Source organism: Mucilaginibacter sp. P1_A3, from assembly GCF_056406855.1.
The window spans coordinates 289,021-306,630 of record NZ_JBFTZJ010000010.1 but is presented as its reverse complement, the minus strand read 5'-3'; the positions used below and the strand labels follow the sequence as shown (position 1 = coordinate 306,630).

Here is a 17,610-nt window from a genome sequence, read left to right as displayed (position 1 = left end):
ACTTGACTTTGCAGACTATTTAAGTTAAGCCGCAGGCTACACATTGCAGTCACCTCTATGTTTTGTGCAATAACCTGGTCTTATAACTGCCGGGTACACATTGCAGTCGCCCTTTTTCTTTTTGAGTACAAACGGGAAATCCTTTATTGTTGTTATTGTTTGTCGTGTTAGTATGTGTGTAAACTCGAAGAGTTTTCCATATACTAACACGTATACGCCATATTTAACTCGCTTCAATAGAGTTCTCCTTTAACCCGATTTTATATCCTTCTCCTGTTTTGATTACATGCCAGACTCTACGTAAAAGTTTATGTGCCACCTTGATAATAATTTTATTGGGTTGTTTGCCTTTATGGCTGCGATAATAATCTTGCATGGTAGGATCTCTTCTTACAGAAACCCAGGCACTTTCTACCAAATAGCTACGAAGCAGACTTTTGCTTCGATATGTCAACCCTCTTACTTGCACCGTTTCACCACTACTATAAATACTCGGAATTAAACCAACATAACTGGCGAGCTGGTCAAATTTTTTAAACCTTCTGATATTTCCTAATTCAGCCAGGATGCCGATTGCTATAGTGGGCCCTATTCCCGGAATAGTCATCAATAATTGATAATCTTCAGCATAGTTAGTACAAGCATATTTTCTGAGTTCGGTATTCAGGGCAAGCCATTCCTGGCGTACAAAATCTAAATGCCTTAGTTTGCTCTGCATACTTGAATGGCCCGATGAGTGCTTCCATTCCAACCTATTAAGCCAAGCTGTCAATTCCATTGTCCATCTCGGCGTATCGTACTGCAAAGGGATTTTGATGCCGTAGTAAAGTAGTTCAGCTTTGATTTGGCTTTTTAATTTGCGTATGACTTTGGTTAGGTTATCCTTTTGCCTGAAAAGGCTCCTTAACTGCTCCTGCTGTTCATCAGGTACATATATGCCCGTAAGATGGCCAGAGTGCAATTGCTTGCTTGGCAAGGTGACGGCAATCTAACCTATCACTCTTTTGATCTTTATTCTTTGCGCTTTGTGGTATATCTGATGGGTTGAGAACTTTAACGTGCCAGCCAGCCTGGCTTAATTGCCGATAGGGGAAAAATCCGCAACAAGATGCTTCATAACAGCATTCGACAGGATAACCCTGAAAGTGTTGGTTCACGTAATCTATTAAGATACCCGGATCGGACGTCATATTAAATGTTTTGTGATCAAAAAGATCCGTCCTGATACTCACTGACCAGTTCTTCTTATGGACATCAATGCCGATAAATAATTGTGGAGTTTGCATAAGCTTATGTTTTTATTGCTAAATTATTGAACAACGCTTTAACATATATGCTTTACTTTTCATCTGCCGGTCGGTAACTTTGCCGGATGCGGTGAAATGGGATTATTGATATTGCGGGAGGGGGAGGCAGGTGTGTTATGAGGGACGAATTTCACTCCTGCCAGCGGCAGCAAGGCTGACGGCGCAATGAAACCCGGCGCGATAGCGCGAGGTGCAATGAAGCCGCCTGCCGTAACTGCATGGTTCCAACGGGTGTACGTGTCGTTTTGCTTTTTCAGCAGCAAGGCCGGACGATTAACTTAATCGCCCGACTTGCTACATCGGCTTTCTCCATCGGATTCAATTATCAGAACGGAGAGGATCCTATCGCAGGACTGGCCAAACAACGTTATTGGCAACTGGCATTGCGATTTCAATTTTGATGGTATATTAGCGATCTCTTAATAAAACATGCTACAAGCCATTAACGCCAATAAAGCCGGACGAAATATATCGAGTAGTGAGATGCATTGGCGCAAGCTGTTCAAGGCTTCGGAAGATTCCCTAACCTCGACAATCATCGGCCTGCTGCTTTACCTGCCACTGGAGCTTGGCTGGCATATTCTCACCGAAGCCTGTTATGACCCTGGATTACCGCAGCCGGCACGCATTCTTTCACGCGAGTTTTGGCCGTTATGGAACAGCGCCGGGACGCGGAACAGCAGGTTTGTAGAACCGGACGTTTTTATCCGGACGCCGGGTTTTGACCTAATCATTGAAGCCAAGCGTTACGATTATGACCAGCATTCTGCTTTACAATGGCAGACGGAATTCCGGGCCTATTTGAATGAATACGCCGAAGACGCACGTCCGGTGTTTCTTCTGGCCCTGGGAGGTATCAGCTCTGAACAAACCGTGGTGCTGACTGATGGAGAAGACCGTATGCCAATATTCATGTGCAGGTGGGAACGCTTGCTTAAAAGCTGTAGAAATGCGCTCGCGCAGCTCAATCATTCCCGGCATATTCTGCAGGCTTCCGCTTCGGCAATCAGTATTTTAGAAGACCTGTTACTGGGATTCAGCATTCACGGTTATATGACCGCTGACTGGTTCGAAGACACTTCTTTTAAAGATTTAACGATACGCCACGCTTCGCTACAAGTACTGACAAACCTACGTCCATTAAAAATTTATAATAATTATTTTGAGGATATCCTGAGCGCTTCAATCAAACCTCACCATATTTCAAATCTTGACCACCCATGGAGCTAAACAACTTGAATACTGATTTTGACAATGTATTTTTAGATGTCCGGCGCGCTTACCGATTGCTGTATCTATACCAGCGCCGCGTGATGGATCTGATGAAATTTATCGGCAACCATCTGGGCCTTCGTTATGGCGGCGGCTGGTGCCAATACAGCGGCGCCACGCCAAGAAACGGTAAAGGCTCACTCGATAACTGGGCCTGGGATTGGCTGAATATGTACCAGTATGAATTTAATTTTGCGTCCAGGGTTATCGACGGCAAAGAAATCCGCTTCTCTGTTTTTTTGATCAGCGATACCGCGTTCTTCGACGCTGGTCTGGAAGATGAATGCGATCTCAAGGCTTATCCACCGGCAGAAAATGCGGATACCCGGCTGGTTGTTTTAGCCGGTAAAGATGCCCGGCACGGCGACTTTGAGGATTTCCGGGAGAACAATAAAAAAGATGCAACGGATTATGTACGCGTCAATGATAAGGGTACGGTCATTGTGCGCTCCTTCCCGCTGAAACAATTTGTTAACGGCAAGCTGGCTGAACAGGCCATTCTTGCCTATACGGGCTTTTGCACCGCTAACGGAATCCCGGAACTTAGTCATGTTCCAGGTCATTAGCGGTTAAAATACTGGTTTACGGCTGTTTTACCTGATCATATGCGAACGATCCAGTTTTCGGTGGCATAGTGAAGCGATCGTCATGATCTCGAGGGCGTCCTGCTCGGTCATCAGCCAGGTGGTTTTTAAAGCGTGCGCTGTTGTATTCCGGAACATGCCGAAGAAGCCAATCAGCAGGTTTGCAAAGCCTTTATGCTCACTGATATCCGTTTCACTCGTAAAATTATTAATAATGAGGATGGGATTGGCAGTCGCAAAAGCTTCCTGAACCAAGGGGGCGCCATCAGTCGTCAGATGAGCTAAGTAACGCAGCCTTTCGGCAACGCCTTTGGTTGTTTCAAACACGGCATGAAAATAATTGTCGGCCAAAAGTTCCGCTGTGCAATATTTGAACAGATCACCATGCACGTCCCGGTCTTTGAGTTTTTGCAGCAGCGAATTTGCACGCTTTTGTGCATCATCAATCGTTTTCGATATGGTCGTGTTTCTGAATTTGCCGTCCAGGCCAAGTTGGAGGCCAATAAATGAAAAAGAACGGTTTACACCGGTTACCACTTCTGAAAAATAATCAGCTCCGAAGTTGACGAACCGGGAGGGATGGAGCGCCAGCTGGACAAACCGAAGCATATCGTTGGAATTACCGGTATGTGCCTGTTTGTTGGACAGTGCATGGTATAAACGCTTCCACTTGGTTATATCAGGGGTGGGATTGATGATTCTGCAATCCTGTAAATACTTGTTGATATCTGTACCGGACAGCCCCTGGGGAATGTCGCCGATGCTCCTGCAAATGGCTTCCAGTATTTGCGGCGGTGTAGGATCGAATATCTTAGCCATTTTTCCCCCAGTCTACTTTTACCGATGAACCCACGAAAAAACCGTTCATCAGGTCATTGACGAAATCATCATAATCGCTGAATACTTTCTTGAGTTGTTCAAAATCCGCGGCGCTGGCTGCATGGATATGCGCGTGCTCCTTGGGATGCACCAGCTCGTCGCGTTTGGTTTTGAGGGCAAGCAGCGCTTCCAGTTTGGTAGCAAAATAGTGCTGCTGCACTGCTTCTTTTTGCCAGGTCCTGGCGATCTGTTTATAGGTCTGCTTCAGCTTAGGGATCAGCGCATGTTTCCGGTCATCATAGCCCGGATAACCATCCAGCGCGTTCAAACTGGAAATATCGGCTTCTATCAGCGAAAACAAACTTCTCAGGCTGGCTCGGTACAAGGCATCAAAGCTTTCTTTGGATGACTGATGTGTTTCGGTCAGGCGTAGCAATTCCATATAATCTTTTCTGATCACATTGTGGATCGTCTGGAACTTACGCATCACCTGCGCGGCCTGCATCATTTCTTCGAACGAGTCGTACGTTTTTACATGTTCTCCCATAATTCAAGCAAAGTAAAATGACAGCTGCGCAGTCTATTTGCGCAGTATCAACTTTATAAAAATACATTAAAATCACCGTTCCAGCCACTTCGCTCTCGCTCAGCCGCTTCACGGGAGCTGCATCCCCTTTGCTTTTGGCCGTCCATTCGTCCGTCCAAAAGCAAAGGCAATTGACAACGCCGCTTATCGTCATCGCACCATTCAATAAATGATGAGGACTATGCGCAACATTTTCATTTTAAACTATTTTTGCAACAATGAAATTTAACTTAGGTTACCATATTTACAGCACCGAGGGCATCCTGTTCAACGCCGGCGACATCAAACAAGAGGAAGCCGCAGAGGTAATGAAGTCTAACAAATATCAAATCTATCTGGTGACCAAACGGAAGAAGTATTTTTTTGACCGCTGCGAACAGCTGGCAGACCACAATGTATCGTGGTTTTATTATTTAGACGGGAACCATGATAAGCAGTGGCTTGAGCGAAAACATGAAAAAGAGGTGCTGATCAAAAAGTCCGATGTGCCTGGATATACGACATATATCGAGCGTGGTGATGCCTACGATATCAGAAATTTCGATATGATTTCTAAAGTCTTTGCATACCGGGCGTTGACGGGGGATGCATCGCCATATGGTGATCAGGTGCCTGAATGGAACACCGATCTTGAGATCGTTTACATCGGCCAGTCTTTTGGGAATATGCGCAACCGCCTTGAAAAACATGAAAAGATCAAGGAAGTTGCTTTGCAGGTGATTGAAGAAAACAGTAACGAGGAAATTCTTGTATTATGTTTTGCTGTACAGTGTACTGATAATGTTTCGGCATTTGTAATGGCCTCCACGAACATCGATGTTTTGGAGGAAAGCTTCAATACGATGAGAAAGAAAGCGGGGAAGCGCGTCTCCGCACAGCAAAAAGTCACCTTATTTGAAGCCAGCCTGATCAAACATTTTCAGCCTTTATATAACACGGAATATAAGGTTTCGTTCCCGGGATCGGGCTACACCTCCTACGACCAGATCTATCAAACGGATTTCGATTACCTCAGTATGGGGATAGCGGTTCCGGAAGATTTTAACGTCCGGATCTATTCCAGGCATGCGAACCAACCCGCATTTGCGCATGGCGGACACTTTCCATTGCAAACACAGCATGATAAACAATCACTTTTTGACTTTCTTTACCAACAAAGTAAATCATCATAGCAATTTAGTTCAACTGATTGTGTTGATCGGTAGGATTATCATAGTAATGGGGTTTGGGTGAAGATTTTATAGTTAGTGAAGTATTATATGAGCCACATCGCTTTATATTTATCCTTGCACAGGCCGTAGCAAACCTTTAATTTAAACAATGAAAATTTCTTACATTTACTTAAACAACCGTTTCTATCATGAGTACAGCTACCGACGCGCCGAAAAATATCCAACAGGAAAATTGTCAAGGGCCGCTGCGATAGCCGCGGTTTATTATACCCTTGACTGTTTCCCTGTGTCGCTAACTTTGTGATTGTGGTGTTGTGGTTTTTTTATGTGCGGCTGGAAGACAGGCGTGTATGAGGAACGAATACTTGCCTGTGTGCGGCAGCAAGGCTGTCTGCGAAAGGGAACCCGGCGCGTAGCGCGTGGTGTAATGCAGTAACCTGCCGCAGCTGCATGGCCTGGCTATCCTAATTACGTTGCTTATTTGCCTTTACCTTTTCCAGCTTTCGCTTAGCCTCTTTTTGATCTTTTTCTGCCTGTGCGGCTACCGCTTCAGCAGCAATAATAGCCTGCTGTTGGGCCATTGCTTTTTCAGCCTTGTCTATAAAGCCCTTTGGATCTTCCGCCAACCTTGTGTCAATGGTCTTAGCTACCTCAGGATAAAGTGCCCTCACCAGCCAGAAATTGTAGGCTTCGCGATTCAAGCGGTCATTTTGATGATAGAAATATAACGCCGTACCGACTGATTCGGCCGTTATTATAAAACAAACCACCAGGCCAATGATCAAATTTTTTGACCAAGCACCTAAGTGGTGACTGTTTTTCACGCGAATGACTTTCGGTACCGTCGCTACAACATCTTTTAATTCATCGATCTGCTGCTGTATTTTTCGATCGTCATATCGGTTGTTAGCCGTTTCAATCCGTGCTGAAATCGTTTCCAATGTGCCCCGATATTGTTCCATAAAGCTTTTTAGAAACTCTGCTACACTGGTCTCCATAACATTGACCCTACCGGCAAAACCCTGGATGAGTTCTTCCATAATATTTACCTTCTCTTCTAATTCTTCATTTTGCATAACAAATCGCTTTAAAGTTAATCCTGATTTATAATTCGTTTACCTGCTTATTCCCTGTGACTGGGAATGTTCCGCTTCATGCTTCTTCCGTTTTCTCCGGGCGATATCTGCGTCACCCATTGGATCGGACGGTCCAGCGACAAATTGTGGCTCCAGCAATACTTCCAATATACCTTTGCCAGCGCTGGGGTTATGGCTGTATTCCGCCTGAACGCTCTGCCGGAGTGATTCACGCAGCTGGTTAGCCACAAATGGCTGATTGGCTTCCCTTGCCGCATGATACTGCTGTACCTGCTGGTTCCGGTTTAAAGTCGCATCTATCCTGGCAAAGCTCAAACTCCGGTCAACATCGGAACCTTTCATTTTGATATTGCCTTTTTCAAAGGATATACCTTGTACTTCATTGGTACCGTTACGGAATTTATAAGCAATAGTAATTCCCTGCCTGGCAAGCTGGGCCTCCAATTGTTTCCAAGTGGTGGCTGATTTCATACTTGCTTTGATAGCATCGTATAATTCGTACCGGATCTTTTCTTTGCCCTTTAAAGCCTGGCGATTAACCAGGTCTTTGCCTTCGCCCAAATGGTAACCGTATTTGATGGTGATCTCCTTGCAAGCCTTGACATTCTTAGCGAAGTTGTTTTTGTCACTAATAGTCTTGCCGTTATTGTCCACCCTGTTATAGATCAAATGGAGATGCGGATGAGCGCGGTCGCTGTGGCGAACAATTATATACTGTGTATCCCGGATGCCTACTTTCTCCATATACTCTTTCGCCCGTTCCACCAAAATATCATCGCTTAATTTGAGCAGGTCTTCTTTGCTCCAGCTGAGTACCAGGTGCCCAACTGCTTTGCCTAACTCCGGCCGCATTTTACGTTGCAGGTTGAAATCCTGAATCATAGCGTTAGCATTCTGCATTCGTACACCTTCGACAGATAATACTTTAGCTTCCGGCTTATTCACCACATAACGGACACAGCCGCCAAAGCTTCTCCCGGTGATTGATTTACCCATCATGGCCGCTGAGTTTTGTGATTAATTCTTCCACCTGTTTAAGTATGGTCTGGCATTTCATAGCAAGTGTAAACAGGCCTTTCACATGGGCCAGGTGAGTCAGCTGGTTAAGGTTATTTGCTACCCCTGCCAGTAACCTGAACCAACTGGCTTCTTCTGGGGTAAATCGCGGAAAAACCTTGGCGCTTTTAGCAGCTCTGCGAAACCATTCACTAGGCTTTAGCCCGGCATTTTTGGCACGCCCCTCGATCAGGATTCTTTCTGTTGGGGTTAGGCGTACCATTAAAAAGTCACTCCGCCTGATCGTCTTTTTTGGTCTGCCGGGTGTCCGGACTTTCGTTATTGTCTTATTTTCAGTAGTTGCTGTCATGTGTTCATTCCGTTTTTTGATGCTTTAAAAATCGACCAACGGGAGCGAGTTCCGAATCACCCCAGCGGGGTGGATTCGGGTTTTTGTGTAGCAAAAACATTAACTCGCTCTTTGCTGTCGTATAAAAAGGCCGCCAAATATTTGTATTTCTATAAGGCTGTGCATACCGCAAAGCGGTATGCACTTCTTCACTTTGTAAAGCCATGCTTTTTTTGCAAAAATTATCAACCTAATTTGTCCGGCCACCATACCAGGCTGCCAAGCCGGGGATGATAAGATGGTTGGTAACGGATGTATCCGTATTCATCCAGTTCTCGGATACATTTGTGATAGGTAGCAATGGAAGCGATACGGCTGTAGGCCATCAACGTCTTGCGGGTGATAGCGAATGGACTGACGAAGCCGCTCCGCTGCCAACATATGAACAGTGCTGTAAATAGGCTAACATGAGTAGCCACCAGTCGGCCATCGCCACCCATGCGCTTGATCCATTTGCTGTAAGCCGCCGTTTTACTATGGACATCGGCACCGCTCATTTTTCACCTCCTTCCAATAGCTTGTGGATGTCTTCGAGCTTGTAGTACATCATGCCACCGATCTTAGTATAGCGGAGTGTACCATTAATTCGCAAGTTTTGTAAGGTGCCCGGCGAAACGTTTAGCAGCTTGCGAACCTCTGCACTTTTTAGCCATTGTTTGGTTGTCCCGCTACTTGCGGGGGTTATGATCGTTCTGATCTCACTGAGTAGTTCATTTTTGAACTGCCTTAAGTCTTCTCGGGTGATTAATTCAATTGCTGTCATACCTTTTATTTTAACTGGTTAAATATTATACTGCTGACACAGTCTGCGACAACAGGTGGTTATTAGGGCATTGATTTATACGCTCAACGCCCGCGTCAAATACAAATATAAAACATGTTATGATAAAATATAATATGTCATAACTTTTACATATCTTTACATTTGTTATCGAAACCAACGGTTTAACCGCATTTGGTAGCATTTACTATCTTTAAATAATTTGGAGTGCGGATGGAAGGAGCCAAAGGGTACCAAAAAGCATTAAAAAATATTTTTAATAATTTTTCCTTTTTTAAGGAACGAGGACATATGAACAAGATCACTTATAAGACCTATTACAATACCCGCTTAAAAGAGGTGGACTTTCACGGTGCGCTTACGCATCCTTTATATGTCATGATTACCTATGAGCGGCAGACCATTTACTTTAAAAGCTATTATTTCGGCCTGTTCTCCCAGCCCCGGTTTTTCTTAGAAGTGCCGGGTGTGGGGGCGAAAGGACCGGATATAGAACTGGCTATCAAAAAAGAAAACGAGGTGATCGCTTTCATTATAGAAAAACATAGGGATGATTTCTCACTGGAAACGTTCAAGGCGGCCTATGCCTATTACAGCGTCGATCTTTGCGAATTGTCGGAAAGAGGCTTTCGGGATTACCTCTACACTTTCTTTTGGGATGACGGCTCCCCTTTTTTAGGTGATTTGGTAAAGCATGGTGCCGGGCATGTCGTGGCTTACGATCTCGTACGGGACTTTAGAAGAAATTTTCAGAAAGAGCGCTATGATAAACTGGTTAATAACGCTTTTGATTATTCTCCGCCTTACCTGCCTTTATACGGCTTTATGTCGGAAAGAAAACGTTGGCCGGAGCTTTGCCTGACCATGATGGAATGGCAAAGTATCGAGGTTACCCTGGCATTTAAAAGCTACCTTGAAAAGGTTTACCCGGAAGCGGATGGTTTGGAATTGGTAAAGGAGGTCAATGGCCTCCCTTATTCTAAATGGGCATAAACCTCGGTTCTTACAGTTTAGCGCCGGGGACCACGACGATATTCATTGTCGTCGTCTCGTTCCGGCATGCGAGGATTGAATTGCTTTACAATTGACGAGACAACAGGTTTAGCCCACTTAGGTAAATCATTACTGACAAAAACAACTTGTCGGTTCTGTACGCTTAGTAATGACTTTAGTTCGTATAAATTTTCACTGGCATCAATGAATTCCAGGTTGTCGAAACGATCCGCGAAGTATTCAAAGTTTTTTAATCCTTCGATATAATTATAATGGATGCTACCTGTGTCCACAAAATGACCGCCTCCCTTTACTCGTGCACTCACACGATCCATGGATTGCTTAACATCGCCCAGGCCGATATAAACTATGCTGGCAACATAGTCGTTTTCCTTGAACCGGTTTACGGTATTCATCAGTCCGGCATCCCTGAAATTTGTTTCTACCGTAAAATCTGTTTTGTTGTTTAATGCTTCCAGTATACAGTCCAGAAAATATTGCTCAACTGCGTAAGAAACGCTTTCGCCTGGCAGGCCGGGATAACGTGCTTCAATCCTTGCAGCCTCTTTGTCGGCATCAAAGATAAATGCACCGGCAGCAGATATATCTTTTGAAAAGGTAGATTTACCTGCACCGTTCGGCCCCGCTACGATTAGTAGTTGCGGGTTATTCAATGTCATAACTAAAGGCTTTTGATCAGATGTGCTGCACCTTTATCATCTATTCGTACCAGCTCTTTTCTATCGCGATACTCATGTACCATGTAACTGGTATCGGGACAAACGGCCTTATCGAAGTAAGTGAGGTAGCCGTTTCTATTGAATGTTTCACGCTTAACGGCGTCAGCGGTTGGACGAAGCCTGTCGGCTAGTTCCTGTGACGATAACTCAAATATCGATTTGGAACGTACGTCTTTTATTGTGCTGCGCATGATCTGTTGTAATGTTGTCATACAAAATTAACTAAAATAATTATCTATTTCAAAGGTTTTGAAGCGGTATAAGGATGTCCAATTGTCTTAGCGTTTTTTAATTATTGTAAATGCTGGTTATTTTAATATTAACCTATCTGCCTGCGTTTGGTAATTAGCTGGTTAATATCATCGCTCACTTTATTATCAGTCAATTTGGCATAATGTTGCGTCTGTTTAATGGATGAGTGTCCCAGGATTTTTGAAACAGTTTCTATAGGCACGCCATGATTCAGTGTAACCGTGGTAGCAAATGTATGCCTGGCGATATGGAATGTGAGCGGTTTATCTATGTCGCAGGTATCTGCTATTTCTTTCAGATAGGAGTTCATCTTTTGGTTGCTTAAAATAGGAAGGAGCAATCCGCTTACAATGCATTTGGGATGTTCTTTATATTTTTCAACAACGGCTAAGGCCTCTGGCATTAGTGGCATTCTGGTCGCAGCGCCAGTTTTCTGCCGAGTTGTAAAGATCCATAGACTTTTATCGATGCCTATATGAAGTTCATAAGTCCGTAGTTTTTGAACATCCGCGTAAGAGAGACCGGTGTAGCAACTAAAAATGAAAATATCCCTTACTCTCTGTAGGCGCTCGTTTTTAAGGTTTTTTGTGGCTATGATGTTTAATTCGTGCTCAGTTAACGCAAGGCGCTGAACCAGCTTTTTAGTGAATTTGAAATTTGCGAATGGATCTGACTGTAACCATTTGTTTTTAACGGCAATTAAAACAATCTTTTTAAAATTTGACAGATATTTCATGGTCGAATTATGGTTGCACTTTTGAATGCCTTTTAACCAGAAATCAAATTCAGTTATCGTTTCATGATCCAATTTTCTGATGTCAAGGTCCTCTGCGCTGTATTTCCATTTTAGGAAGCTCTTTGTATGCTCCAGCGTTGTCGCGTATCGCTTGATGGTATTGCTCGCAAATTCCGTCCCCTCAAGTGCTTTCAACTGTTGGTTATGCTTATTGAATACCTCAATGATTGTTCTTTTTTCCTCGTCCGTCCCTGTCATGTTTCTTTTTATTGCCTCTGATGTTAATTCCTTGTCGGCCTCCATAAGTCGCCGCTTGGCTTGGTAAACCTGCTGCATGAGCGCATCCAGGAAAGCGTTTAATTCCCTGATGGCTTCTTTGTTACCAATAGATCGGCCCATCTTCGCATTCCAGGAAGAGGTGTGACATTTTCTTTTGGTAGATAGTTCACTGGACTTACCATCAACTGTAATTCTTAGGTAAATAGGATAAATACCGTTTGGGCTGTTTTTGGGTTTGCGCATAAAGAACATTAATCCGAAGCTTTTTTCTAACATAATCATTCAATAAAAAGGTTAAACAAATGTCGATTTTGTTGGCTTTTTTATCAAGATGTTTGGATTTTGAATATCTTGATATACAGTTGATTGTAAGCTTTTCGTTGAACGATTTTCTTTGCTCTCACGAGTTCAACGAATCGTTCAACTAAAACATGCGCTTGAATGAATCTTTTGGAGGGGTTTTAAATAAAAAAGCCCCTAAATCATTGATTTAAGGGCTTTTTGAAGCGTTTGACATCAGCTTCAGTACTCAGAGCGGGAATCGAACCCGCACTCCGTTTACGGGAACAGGATTTTAAGTCCTGCGTGTCTACCAGTTCCACCATCTGAGCAGGTGATTAACCTTTTAAAAATAAAACCCTTCTTTTAACAGAAGGGCTTTGAGCGAAAGACGAGATTCGAACTCGCGACCCCGACCTTGGCAAGGTCGTGCTCTACCAACTGAGCTACTTTCGCGTTGGTGCTTCCCTGCTTTGAGTTGCTTTGCGGTTAACCGTGTGCCTATCTCGTTTGCGGGAGTGCAAATATAGACAGAAAAGTAAACTCTGCAAGCAAAATTCTTACTTTTTTTCAAATAGTTTATAACTCACTGGCTTTCAAAACGTCAGAGATGAGGTCGGTCTCATATCCCCGGCTCATGGCATACTGTTGAAGCTTGTATCTGCGTTTTAGGTGATTTTTCTCGGTAAGGGTGTTCGCTTTTCTATCTAATAACTTGGTTAAGGCCGCCATGTAGTCATCTGCATCAATAGTTAAAAGCGCTTTTTTTATTAATATCTCGGGTACCCGTTTTAATTTAAGGCCTTGTTTTATCTTTATTTTGCCCCAGGCTTTCTGGTTAAATTTACCTTTGGTATATGCTTTAGCAAATCTGTCCTCGTTTAAAAAGTTGCCTTCTATCAGCTGGCTTATTATTTGCTCCACGGCATCGGGCCATAATCCCCATTCATAAAGCCTGTCGCGTACTTCCTGTTGTGATCGTTCCTGGTAGGCACAAAAATGCTCGGCTTTAGCCAAAGCTACCTTAGGGTCGGTGATCTTGATTTTTTTAGGGGCATCCATCTGAAAACCAAAATTCGGTAAAAAATCTTCTATTGTTAGATTAATATAAGCAAATTCGTACCATGTTTAGCAACCAATACTCCATAACGCAGGTAAAGCAAATTATTAATGCCGAGGGTAATATTGTAAAACAATATACCATTAGTATATTGTTTACCGATAGCCGAAGGATAAATAACCCTGCCGAGGGGCTGTTTTTTGCTTTAAGCGGCAGGCGCAACGGGCATGAATTTGTTGCCGAGGCCTATGCCAGCGGCGTACGTAATTTTGTGGTGGAGCATGGCCCGGAGTTTAACCTGCCCGATGCTAATTTTTTGATAGTGGCCGATCCCTTAAGCGCTTTGCAAGCTTTATCGGCCTATCATCGTAACAAATTTAACTTGCAGGTTATAGGCATAACCGGTAGCAACGGCAAAACCATAGTGAAGGAATGGCTATACCAGTTACTGGTAGCCGATAAAAATATTGTACGCAATCCTAAAAGTTATAACTCTCAAATTGGAGTACCGCTTTCGGTATGGCAGATTAATAGCCATAACAATCTTGGCATTTTTGAGGCCGGTATATCTACCATTAATGAAATGGATAAACTGGAGGCAATCATTAAACCCCAGATAGGTGTACTAACCCACATCGGTACCGCGCATGATGAGGGTTTCAGCAGTCCCCGGCAAAAGGTATTGGAAAAGCTCCGGTTGTTTAAAAACAGCAATAAGCTTATTTATAATTATGACCAGCTCATAGATTACCAGGATGATATTACAGCTAAAGAAACCTTTACCTGGAGCCGTAAATTTAGCCAGGCCGATTTGTATGTATTTAGCGAGACGGCGATATCAAAAAACTATTACCTGCGGGCTTACTACCAAAGCAAAGAAATAGAATGCCTGATCCCTTTTTCTGACCAGGCATCCATTGAAAACGCTATTGTTTGCTGGGCAACCATGCTGGCCCTGGGTTATACCGCGGTTGAAGCTGATAAAAGAATAGAGCGCCTTAGCCCGGTTAGCATGCGCCTGGAGCTAAAGAACGGAGTAAACAACTGTTCGGTAATTGATGACTCCTACAATTCCGATCTGCAATCTCTTGAAATTGCGCTTAACTTTTTAGGGCAGCAAAATCAGCATCAAAAAAAGACCTTGATCCTGTCTGATATCTATCAGTCTGGTTTATCACAGGATGTTTTGTATCGCCAGGTGGCTGATCTTATCAGCAATAAAGAGGTTGATAAATTTATTGGAGTGGGTGAGGCGTTGATGGCCCATCAAAGCTTTTTCAATATTGCCGAACAGCACTTTTTTGAGGACACTCCAGCGATGTTGCTGCAATTAAAGCAACTTAATTTTAAGGAAGAAACTATCCTGATAAAAGGCTCGCGCAGTTTTGAATTTGAGCGCATTAGCCGTGCACTGGCGCAAAAGGCTCACGAAACGGTGTTGGAGATTAACCTGAATACATTGCTTAGTAATCTTAATTTTTATAAAACTAAAATAAAGCCGGGTGTAAAGGTAATGGCCATGGTGAAGGCATTTAGCTATGGCAGCGGCACTTTTGAGGTGGCCAATATGTTGCAATACAACAAGGTTGATTACTTGGCTGTGGCCTATATTGATGAAGGTGTTGCCCTGCGGCAGGCCGGGATTAATTTACCGGTGATGGTACTTAACCCCGAAGCCACTGCATTTGATAAGTTAACGGAGTATAAGCTGGAGCCGGTAATTTATAGTTTTGGCTTGCTTGATGATTTTGTAGAATACGCGTTAGCCCGAAATATTATAAATTACCCGGTACACATTAAAATAGATACCGGCATGCATAGGCTGGGTTTCGAAAATCATGAGATTGAAACCCTTTGCGATTTGTTGGAAGAGAACCGTTATGTGCATATTCAGTCGGTATTTTCACATCTTGTAGCGAGCGAGGCTGCCATACACGATGAATTTACCCAAACCCAGATAAAGCGCTTTGAAAAAGCGTTTAAAGAGATTGAGAAAACGCTGCGTTATAAGGTGATTAAACACTTATGTAATACAGCGGGCATCATTCGGTGGCCTGCGGCGCAATATGATATGGTTAGGCTGGGGATTGGCTTATACGGAATAGATTCGGCCGTACCTGCTGCGGATAATGCCTTACAGCCTATTGCCAGTTTAAAAACAAGTATAGCCCAGGTTAAAAAAATTAAAGGCGGGGATACCATTAGCTATAGCAGGAGCGGTATGCTGGCAAAAGATGGTAAAATAGCTACCGTACGTATTGGTTATGCCGATGGCTATCTGCGCGCATTTGGAAACGGGATAGGTAAAATGCTGGTAAAAGGCAGTTTGGTGCCAACCATTGGTAACATTACAATGGATATGTGTATGCTTGATGTAACCGGCCTTGATGTAAAGGAAGGCGATGAGGTAATTATATTTGATGGGCAACACCAGCGCATAGAGGAACTGGCCAGGCAAATAGGCACCATCCCTTATGAAATATTAACTAATGTTTCGCAACGGGTAAAAAGAGTATACTTTTACGAGTAGGCATTGAACGCGCTTTAAAGGCGATTTTTATAAAAAATGGACAAAAACATTGCTGTGTTTGTGTTAAGAATATATGGTAAATTTTACATTCAAACCCGCAAACTGATAATATCAGTTATGATGAACATCCTTATTCATCAAGTTTTGGAAATGAGTTTTTCTAATTTTTTGTTTTAAGAAAGTCGACGCATGGAAGCATTTGGGAAATATTTAGTCCTCTACGGGGAGTTTTTTTTTGATATCATTCAATAATTCTATTGGAATATCGTCCTTAATAATTTTAATCGTCATTTGTTCATTCCACTCAATTTTAACGATATCCATAATTGTTTTTTTTATGGAATCTAAATATTCAGAGTGGGTTTCTTGAACGGATATTAAGGCATTGAAAATTTCTGTCCTTGTCATTAATTAATTAGAATAATTTGTACAAACGATAATAGTTGCATCTACCAACTAATTTAAGGCTTAAATCGTTGTAAATTTTTCACATTCCTTTACCATTTTTTTGACTTTTTGAGCCTATTTTCCGGTTAATGAGAATAGATGCTGCCGGAAGGGATTTAATATACAAACAGGAAAGGGTAAGGCTTAAAGTCTATTACGATGTTGCCGAAGTAGCAACAATTGGGGTAGGTTATGACTTATTACCCGGCAATTGGTAAGTAAGGACGTTGAAATTGGGGATACAATCAGTTTAGAGCATTGCGATTCAATGTTTACCGCTATGGTAAATTCAATTATTGAATGAAACTAAAAAAGGAGGTTAAATAAAAAAGCCCTTTTTAAGTGGCTTTGCTTAAAATAAATAACTCTCACGTTATTTTATAGTACTCTTTATATAACTTAAACGGTAAGATTTTACGATTATTCAACCGACTTTGTTAACGGTACTTTTAAAAAACAGGTTGGTTTGAACCAAAACCAACCTGTCAGAAATATGGATTTAATCAATAGTTGGTTTTTGTACGTAAACCTGCTGCAGGTTTGTTACGTAATTCGGCATAAAAAAGGGGTTCACACTCGCTGTTTACCCCTTACTATTGATTAAAATGCCAATATTCCCATATAGGCACGAAATATTTGCAATAATTGTGCCAGTGTAATTAATAGTTAAATATTTCATTTGTTTAAACTTGGTATGGGAATCATCGTTTAATGTATTGTTAATGATTCTGGCATTTAATAATTTATTCGAAAATAGGGGTAACGGTGAATTAAAGGTTATCTTACATACTTACCGTTGCTAAACGTTGTTATTATGTCAGATATTAATAATCATACACATAAAGATATCCATTGTCCTAAATGTTCAACCGTATCATATCATAGAGTTTCACGAAGTAATTTAATTAAGTTGTTTTTCTTTTGGTTACCAATTCATAGATATAGCTGCTATAAATGTATGAGCAAATTTTATGTCAGAATCTAAAAAGCTCTAAGATTGATTTAAAGTTGAAATTCATCAAGATTTCACACCTCATTTTGTCCCTTTTGTCTCTTTTTATTTTTTGTCCATTTTTGCCTTTGGAAGCATTAATTTCACTCCGAATCAACCCAAAAACTCCGTTTGTCTCCACAGTAAAAGTTCATTAAATGCGGAGTTTTTACGGTTTTTTTACCCGTTTCTGCGGGGACAAAAACAAGAATATAAAAGGTCAAAAAGGGATAAAATTTGAAAAATAAAAAAGTGCCTCTACGCTCTGGAAACGCACTTT

20 protein-coding genes and 2 tRNA genes are annotated in these 17,610 nt (G+C 42.4%); 6 read left to right on the top strand and 16 right to left on the bottom strand.

From position 1 onward, the window contains the following. Positions 1 to 223 precede the first annotated feature (223 nt). Positions 224 to 961 (bottom strand): IS110 family RNA-guided transposase, encoded by a 738-nt coding sequence (locus AC1D0K_RS22540; protein ID WP_477395268.1) that lies wholly within the window; start codon positions 959 to 961, stop codon positions 224 to 226. Beyond that, positions 924 to 1,286 (bottom strand): hypothetical protein, encoded by a 363-nt coding sequence (locus AC1D0K_RS22535; RefSeq protein ID WP_477395270.1) that lies wholly within the window; start codon positions 1,284 to 1,286, stop codon positions 924 to 926. The genes AC1D0K_RS22540 and AC1D0K_RS22535 overlap by 38 nt, the downstream gene beginning before the upstream one ends. A gap of 450 nt (positions 1,287 to 1,736) precedes the next feature. Between AC1D0K_RS22535 and AC1D0K_RS22530 the strand changes: the two genes are divergently transcribed. Together AC1D0K_RS22530 and AC1D0K_RS22525 are read left to right on the top strand one after the other, a co-directional pair. Continuing rightward, positions 1,737 to 2,537: a hypothetical protein gene (locus AC1D0K_RS22530; RefSeq protein WP_477395255.1), complete on the top strand. Its 801-nt coding sequence runs from the start codon at positions 1,737 to 1,739 to the stop codon at positions 2,535 to 2,537. Then, on the top strand, positions 2,528 to 3,145 hold the full coding sequence (locus tag AC1D0K_RS22525; RefSeq protein WP_477395253.1) for a hypothetical protein: 618 nt from the start codon (positions 2,528 to 2,530) through the stop codon (positions 3,143 to 3,145). Before AC1D0K_RS22530 ends, AC1D0K_RS22525 begins: the two co-directional genes overlap by 10 nt. Before the next feature lie 27 nt (positions 3,146 to 3,172). Here the strand turns inward: AC1D0K_RS22525 and AC1D0K_RS22520 are convergent, their stop codons facing one another. Together AC1D0K_RS22520 and AC1D0K_RS22515 are read right to left on the bottom strand one after the other, a co-directional pair. Further along, positions 3,173 to 3,982, bottom strand: coding sequence for a TIGR02391 family protein (locus AC1D0K_RS22520; protein WP_477395251.1), 810 nt, complete (start codon positions 3,980 to 3,982; stop codon positions 3,173 to 3,175). After that, complete coding sequence (locus AC1D0K_RS22515) at positions 3,975 to 4,529, bottom strand: hypothetical protein (protein WP_477395249.1); 555 nt, start codon at positions 4,527 to 4,529, stop codon at positions 3,975 to 3,977. Before AC1D0K_RS22515 ends, AC1D0K_RS22520 begins: the two co-directional genes overlap by 8 nt. 257 nt (positions 4,530 to 4,786) lie before the next feature. Between AC1D0K_RS22515 and AC1D0K_RS22510 the strand changes: the two genes are divergently transcribed. Further along, positions 4,787 to 5,740 carry a hypothetical protein gene (locus AC1D0K_RS22510; protein WP_477395247.1) on the top strand — a complete coding sequence of 318 codons (954 nt, stop codon included), beginning with the start codon at positions 4,787 to 4,789 and terminating at the stop codon, positions 5,738 to 5,740. Positions 5,741 to 6,204: 464 nt separating this feature from the next. Here AC1D0K_RS22510 and AC1D0K_RS22505 read toward each other — a convergent pair whose 3' ends face one another. The 5 genes from AC1D0K_RS22505 to AC1D0K_RS22485 all read right to left on the bottom strand — a co-directional run bounded on the left by AC1D0K_RS22505 (position 6,205) and on the right by AC1D0K_RS22485 (position 9,005). Next, complete coding sequence (locus AC1D0K_RS22505; protein WP_477395245.1) at positions 6,205 to 6,816, bottom strand: hypothetical protein; 612 nt, start codon at positions 6,814 to 6,816, stop codon at positions 6,205 to 6,207. A 39-nt stretch (positions 6,817 to 6,855) separates the two neighbouring features. After that, positions 6,856 to 7,836 carry a relaxase/mobilization nuclease domain-containing protein gene (locus AC1D0K_RS22500; protein ID WP_477395243.1) on the bottom strand — a complete coding sequence of 327 codons (981 nt, stop codon included), beginning with the start codon at positions 7,834 to 7,836 and terminating at the stop codon, positions 6,856 to 6,858. Then, on the bottom strand, positions 7,826 to 8,203 hold the full coding sequence (locus AC1D0K_RS22495; RefSeq protein ID WP_477395241.1) for a MobC family plasmid mobilization relaxosome protein: 378 nt from the start codon (positions 8,201 to 8,203) through the stop codon (positions 7,826 to 7,828). The genes AC1D0K_RS22500 and AC1D0K_RS22495 overlap by 11 nt, the downstream gene beginning before the upstream one ends. A 224-nt stretch (positions 8,204 to 8,427) precedes the next feature. After that, on the bottom strand, positions 8,428 to 8,568 hold the full coding sequence (locus AC1D0K_RS22490; protein WP_477463104.1) for a hypothetical protein: 141 nt from the start codon (positions 8,566 to 8,568) through the stop codon (positions 8,428 to 8,430). A 167-nt stretch (positions 8,569 to 8,735) separates the two neighbouring features. Continuing rightward, positions 8,736 to 9,005, bottom strand: a complete 270-nt coding sequence (locus AC1D0K_RS22485; RefSeq protein ID WP_477395238.1) for a helix-turn-helix domain-containing protein — start codon at positions 9,003 to 9,005, stop codon at positions 8,736 to 8,738. A 309-nt stretch (positions 9,006 to 9,314) separates the two neighbouring features. On the opposite strand from AC1D0K_RS22485, the gene AC1D0K_RS22480 reads away from it, so the two are divergent. After that, complete coding sequence (locus AC1D0K_RS22480) at positions 9,315 to 10,016, top strand: hypothetical protein (protein ID WP_477395236.1); 702 nt, start codon at positions 9,315 to 9,317, stop codon at positions 10,014 to 10,016. Positions 10,017 to 10,033: 17 nt separating this feature from the next. Here the strand turns inward: AC1D0K_RS22480 and AC1D0K_RS22475 are convergent, their stop codons facing one another. From AC1D0K_RS22475 to AC1D0K_RS22450, 6 genes are all read right to left on the bottom strand, one after another. After that, complete coding sequence (locus AC1D0K_RS22475) at positions 10,034 to 10,696, bottom strand: hypothetical protein (RefSeq protein WP_477395234.1); 663 nt, start codon at positions 10,694 to 10,696, stop codon at positions 10,034 to 10,036. Between the two features lie 2 nt (positions 10,697 to 10,698). After that, entirely contained in the window at positions 10,699 to 10,968 is a 270-nt protein-coding gene (locus AC1D0K_RS22470; RefSeq protein ID WP_477395232.1) for a hypothetical protein, read from the bottom strand. Between the two features lie 107 nt (positions 10,969 to 11,075). After that, the gene (locus tag AC1D0K_RS22465) at positions 11,076 to 12,305 is read right to left on the bottom strand and encodes a site-specific integrase (RefSeq protein ID WP_477395231.1); all 1,230 of its coding nucleotides are present in this window, start codon (positions 12,303 to 12,305) and stop codon (positions 11,076 to 11,078) included. Between the two features lie 244 nt (positions 12,306 to 12,549). Continuing rightward, positions 12,550 to 12,634, bottom strand: a tRNA-Leu gene (locus tag AC1D0K_RS22460). Positions 12,635 to 12,685: 51 nt separating this feature from the next. Beyond that, positions 12,686 to 12,758: transfer RNA gene (locus AC1D0K_RS22455), tRNA-Gly, on the bottom strand. A gap of 123 nt (positions 12,759 to 12,881) precedes the next feature. Further along, entirely contained in the window at positions 12,882 to 13,364 is a 483-nt protein-coding gene (locus tag AC1D0K_RS22450) for a regulatory protein RecX (protein ID WP_295715028.1), read from the bottom strand. A gap of 62 nt (positions 13,365 to 13,426) precedes the next feature. Between AC1D0K_RS22450 and AC1D0K_RS22445 the strand changes: the two genes are divergently transcribed. Then, complete coding sequence (locus AC1D0K_RS22445; protein WP_477395228.1) at positions 13,427 to 15,892, top strand: bifunctional UDP-N-acetylmuramoyl-tripeptide:D-alanyl-D-alanine ligase/alanine racemase; 2,466 nt, start codon at positions 13,427 to 13,429, stop codon at positions 15,890 to 15,892. A 210-nt stretch (positions 15,893 to 16,102) separates the two neighbouring features. Here AC1D0K_RS22445 and AC1D0K_RS22440 read toward each other — a convergent pair whose 3' ends face one another. Next, positions 16,103 to 16,300 (bottom strand): hypothetical protein, encoded by a 198-nt coding sequence (locus AC1D0K_RS22440; RefSeq protein WP_477395226.1) that lies wholly within the window; start codon positions 16,298 to 16,300, stop codon positions 16,103 to 16,105. Between the two features lie 128 nt (positions 16,301 to 16,428). Between AC1D0K_RS22440 and AC1D0K_RS22435 the strand changes: the two genes are divergently transcribed. Next, positions 16,429 to 16,557: a hypothetical protein gene (locus tag AC1D0K_RS22435; protein WP_477395224.1), complete on the top strand. Its 129-nt coding sequence runs from the start codon at positions 16,429 to 16,431 to the stop codon at positions 16,555 to 16,557. The last annotated feature ends 1,053 nt before the right edge of the window (positions 16,558 to 17,610 follow it).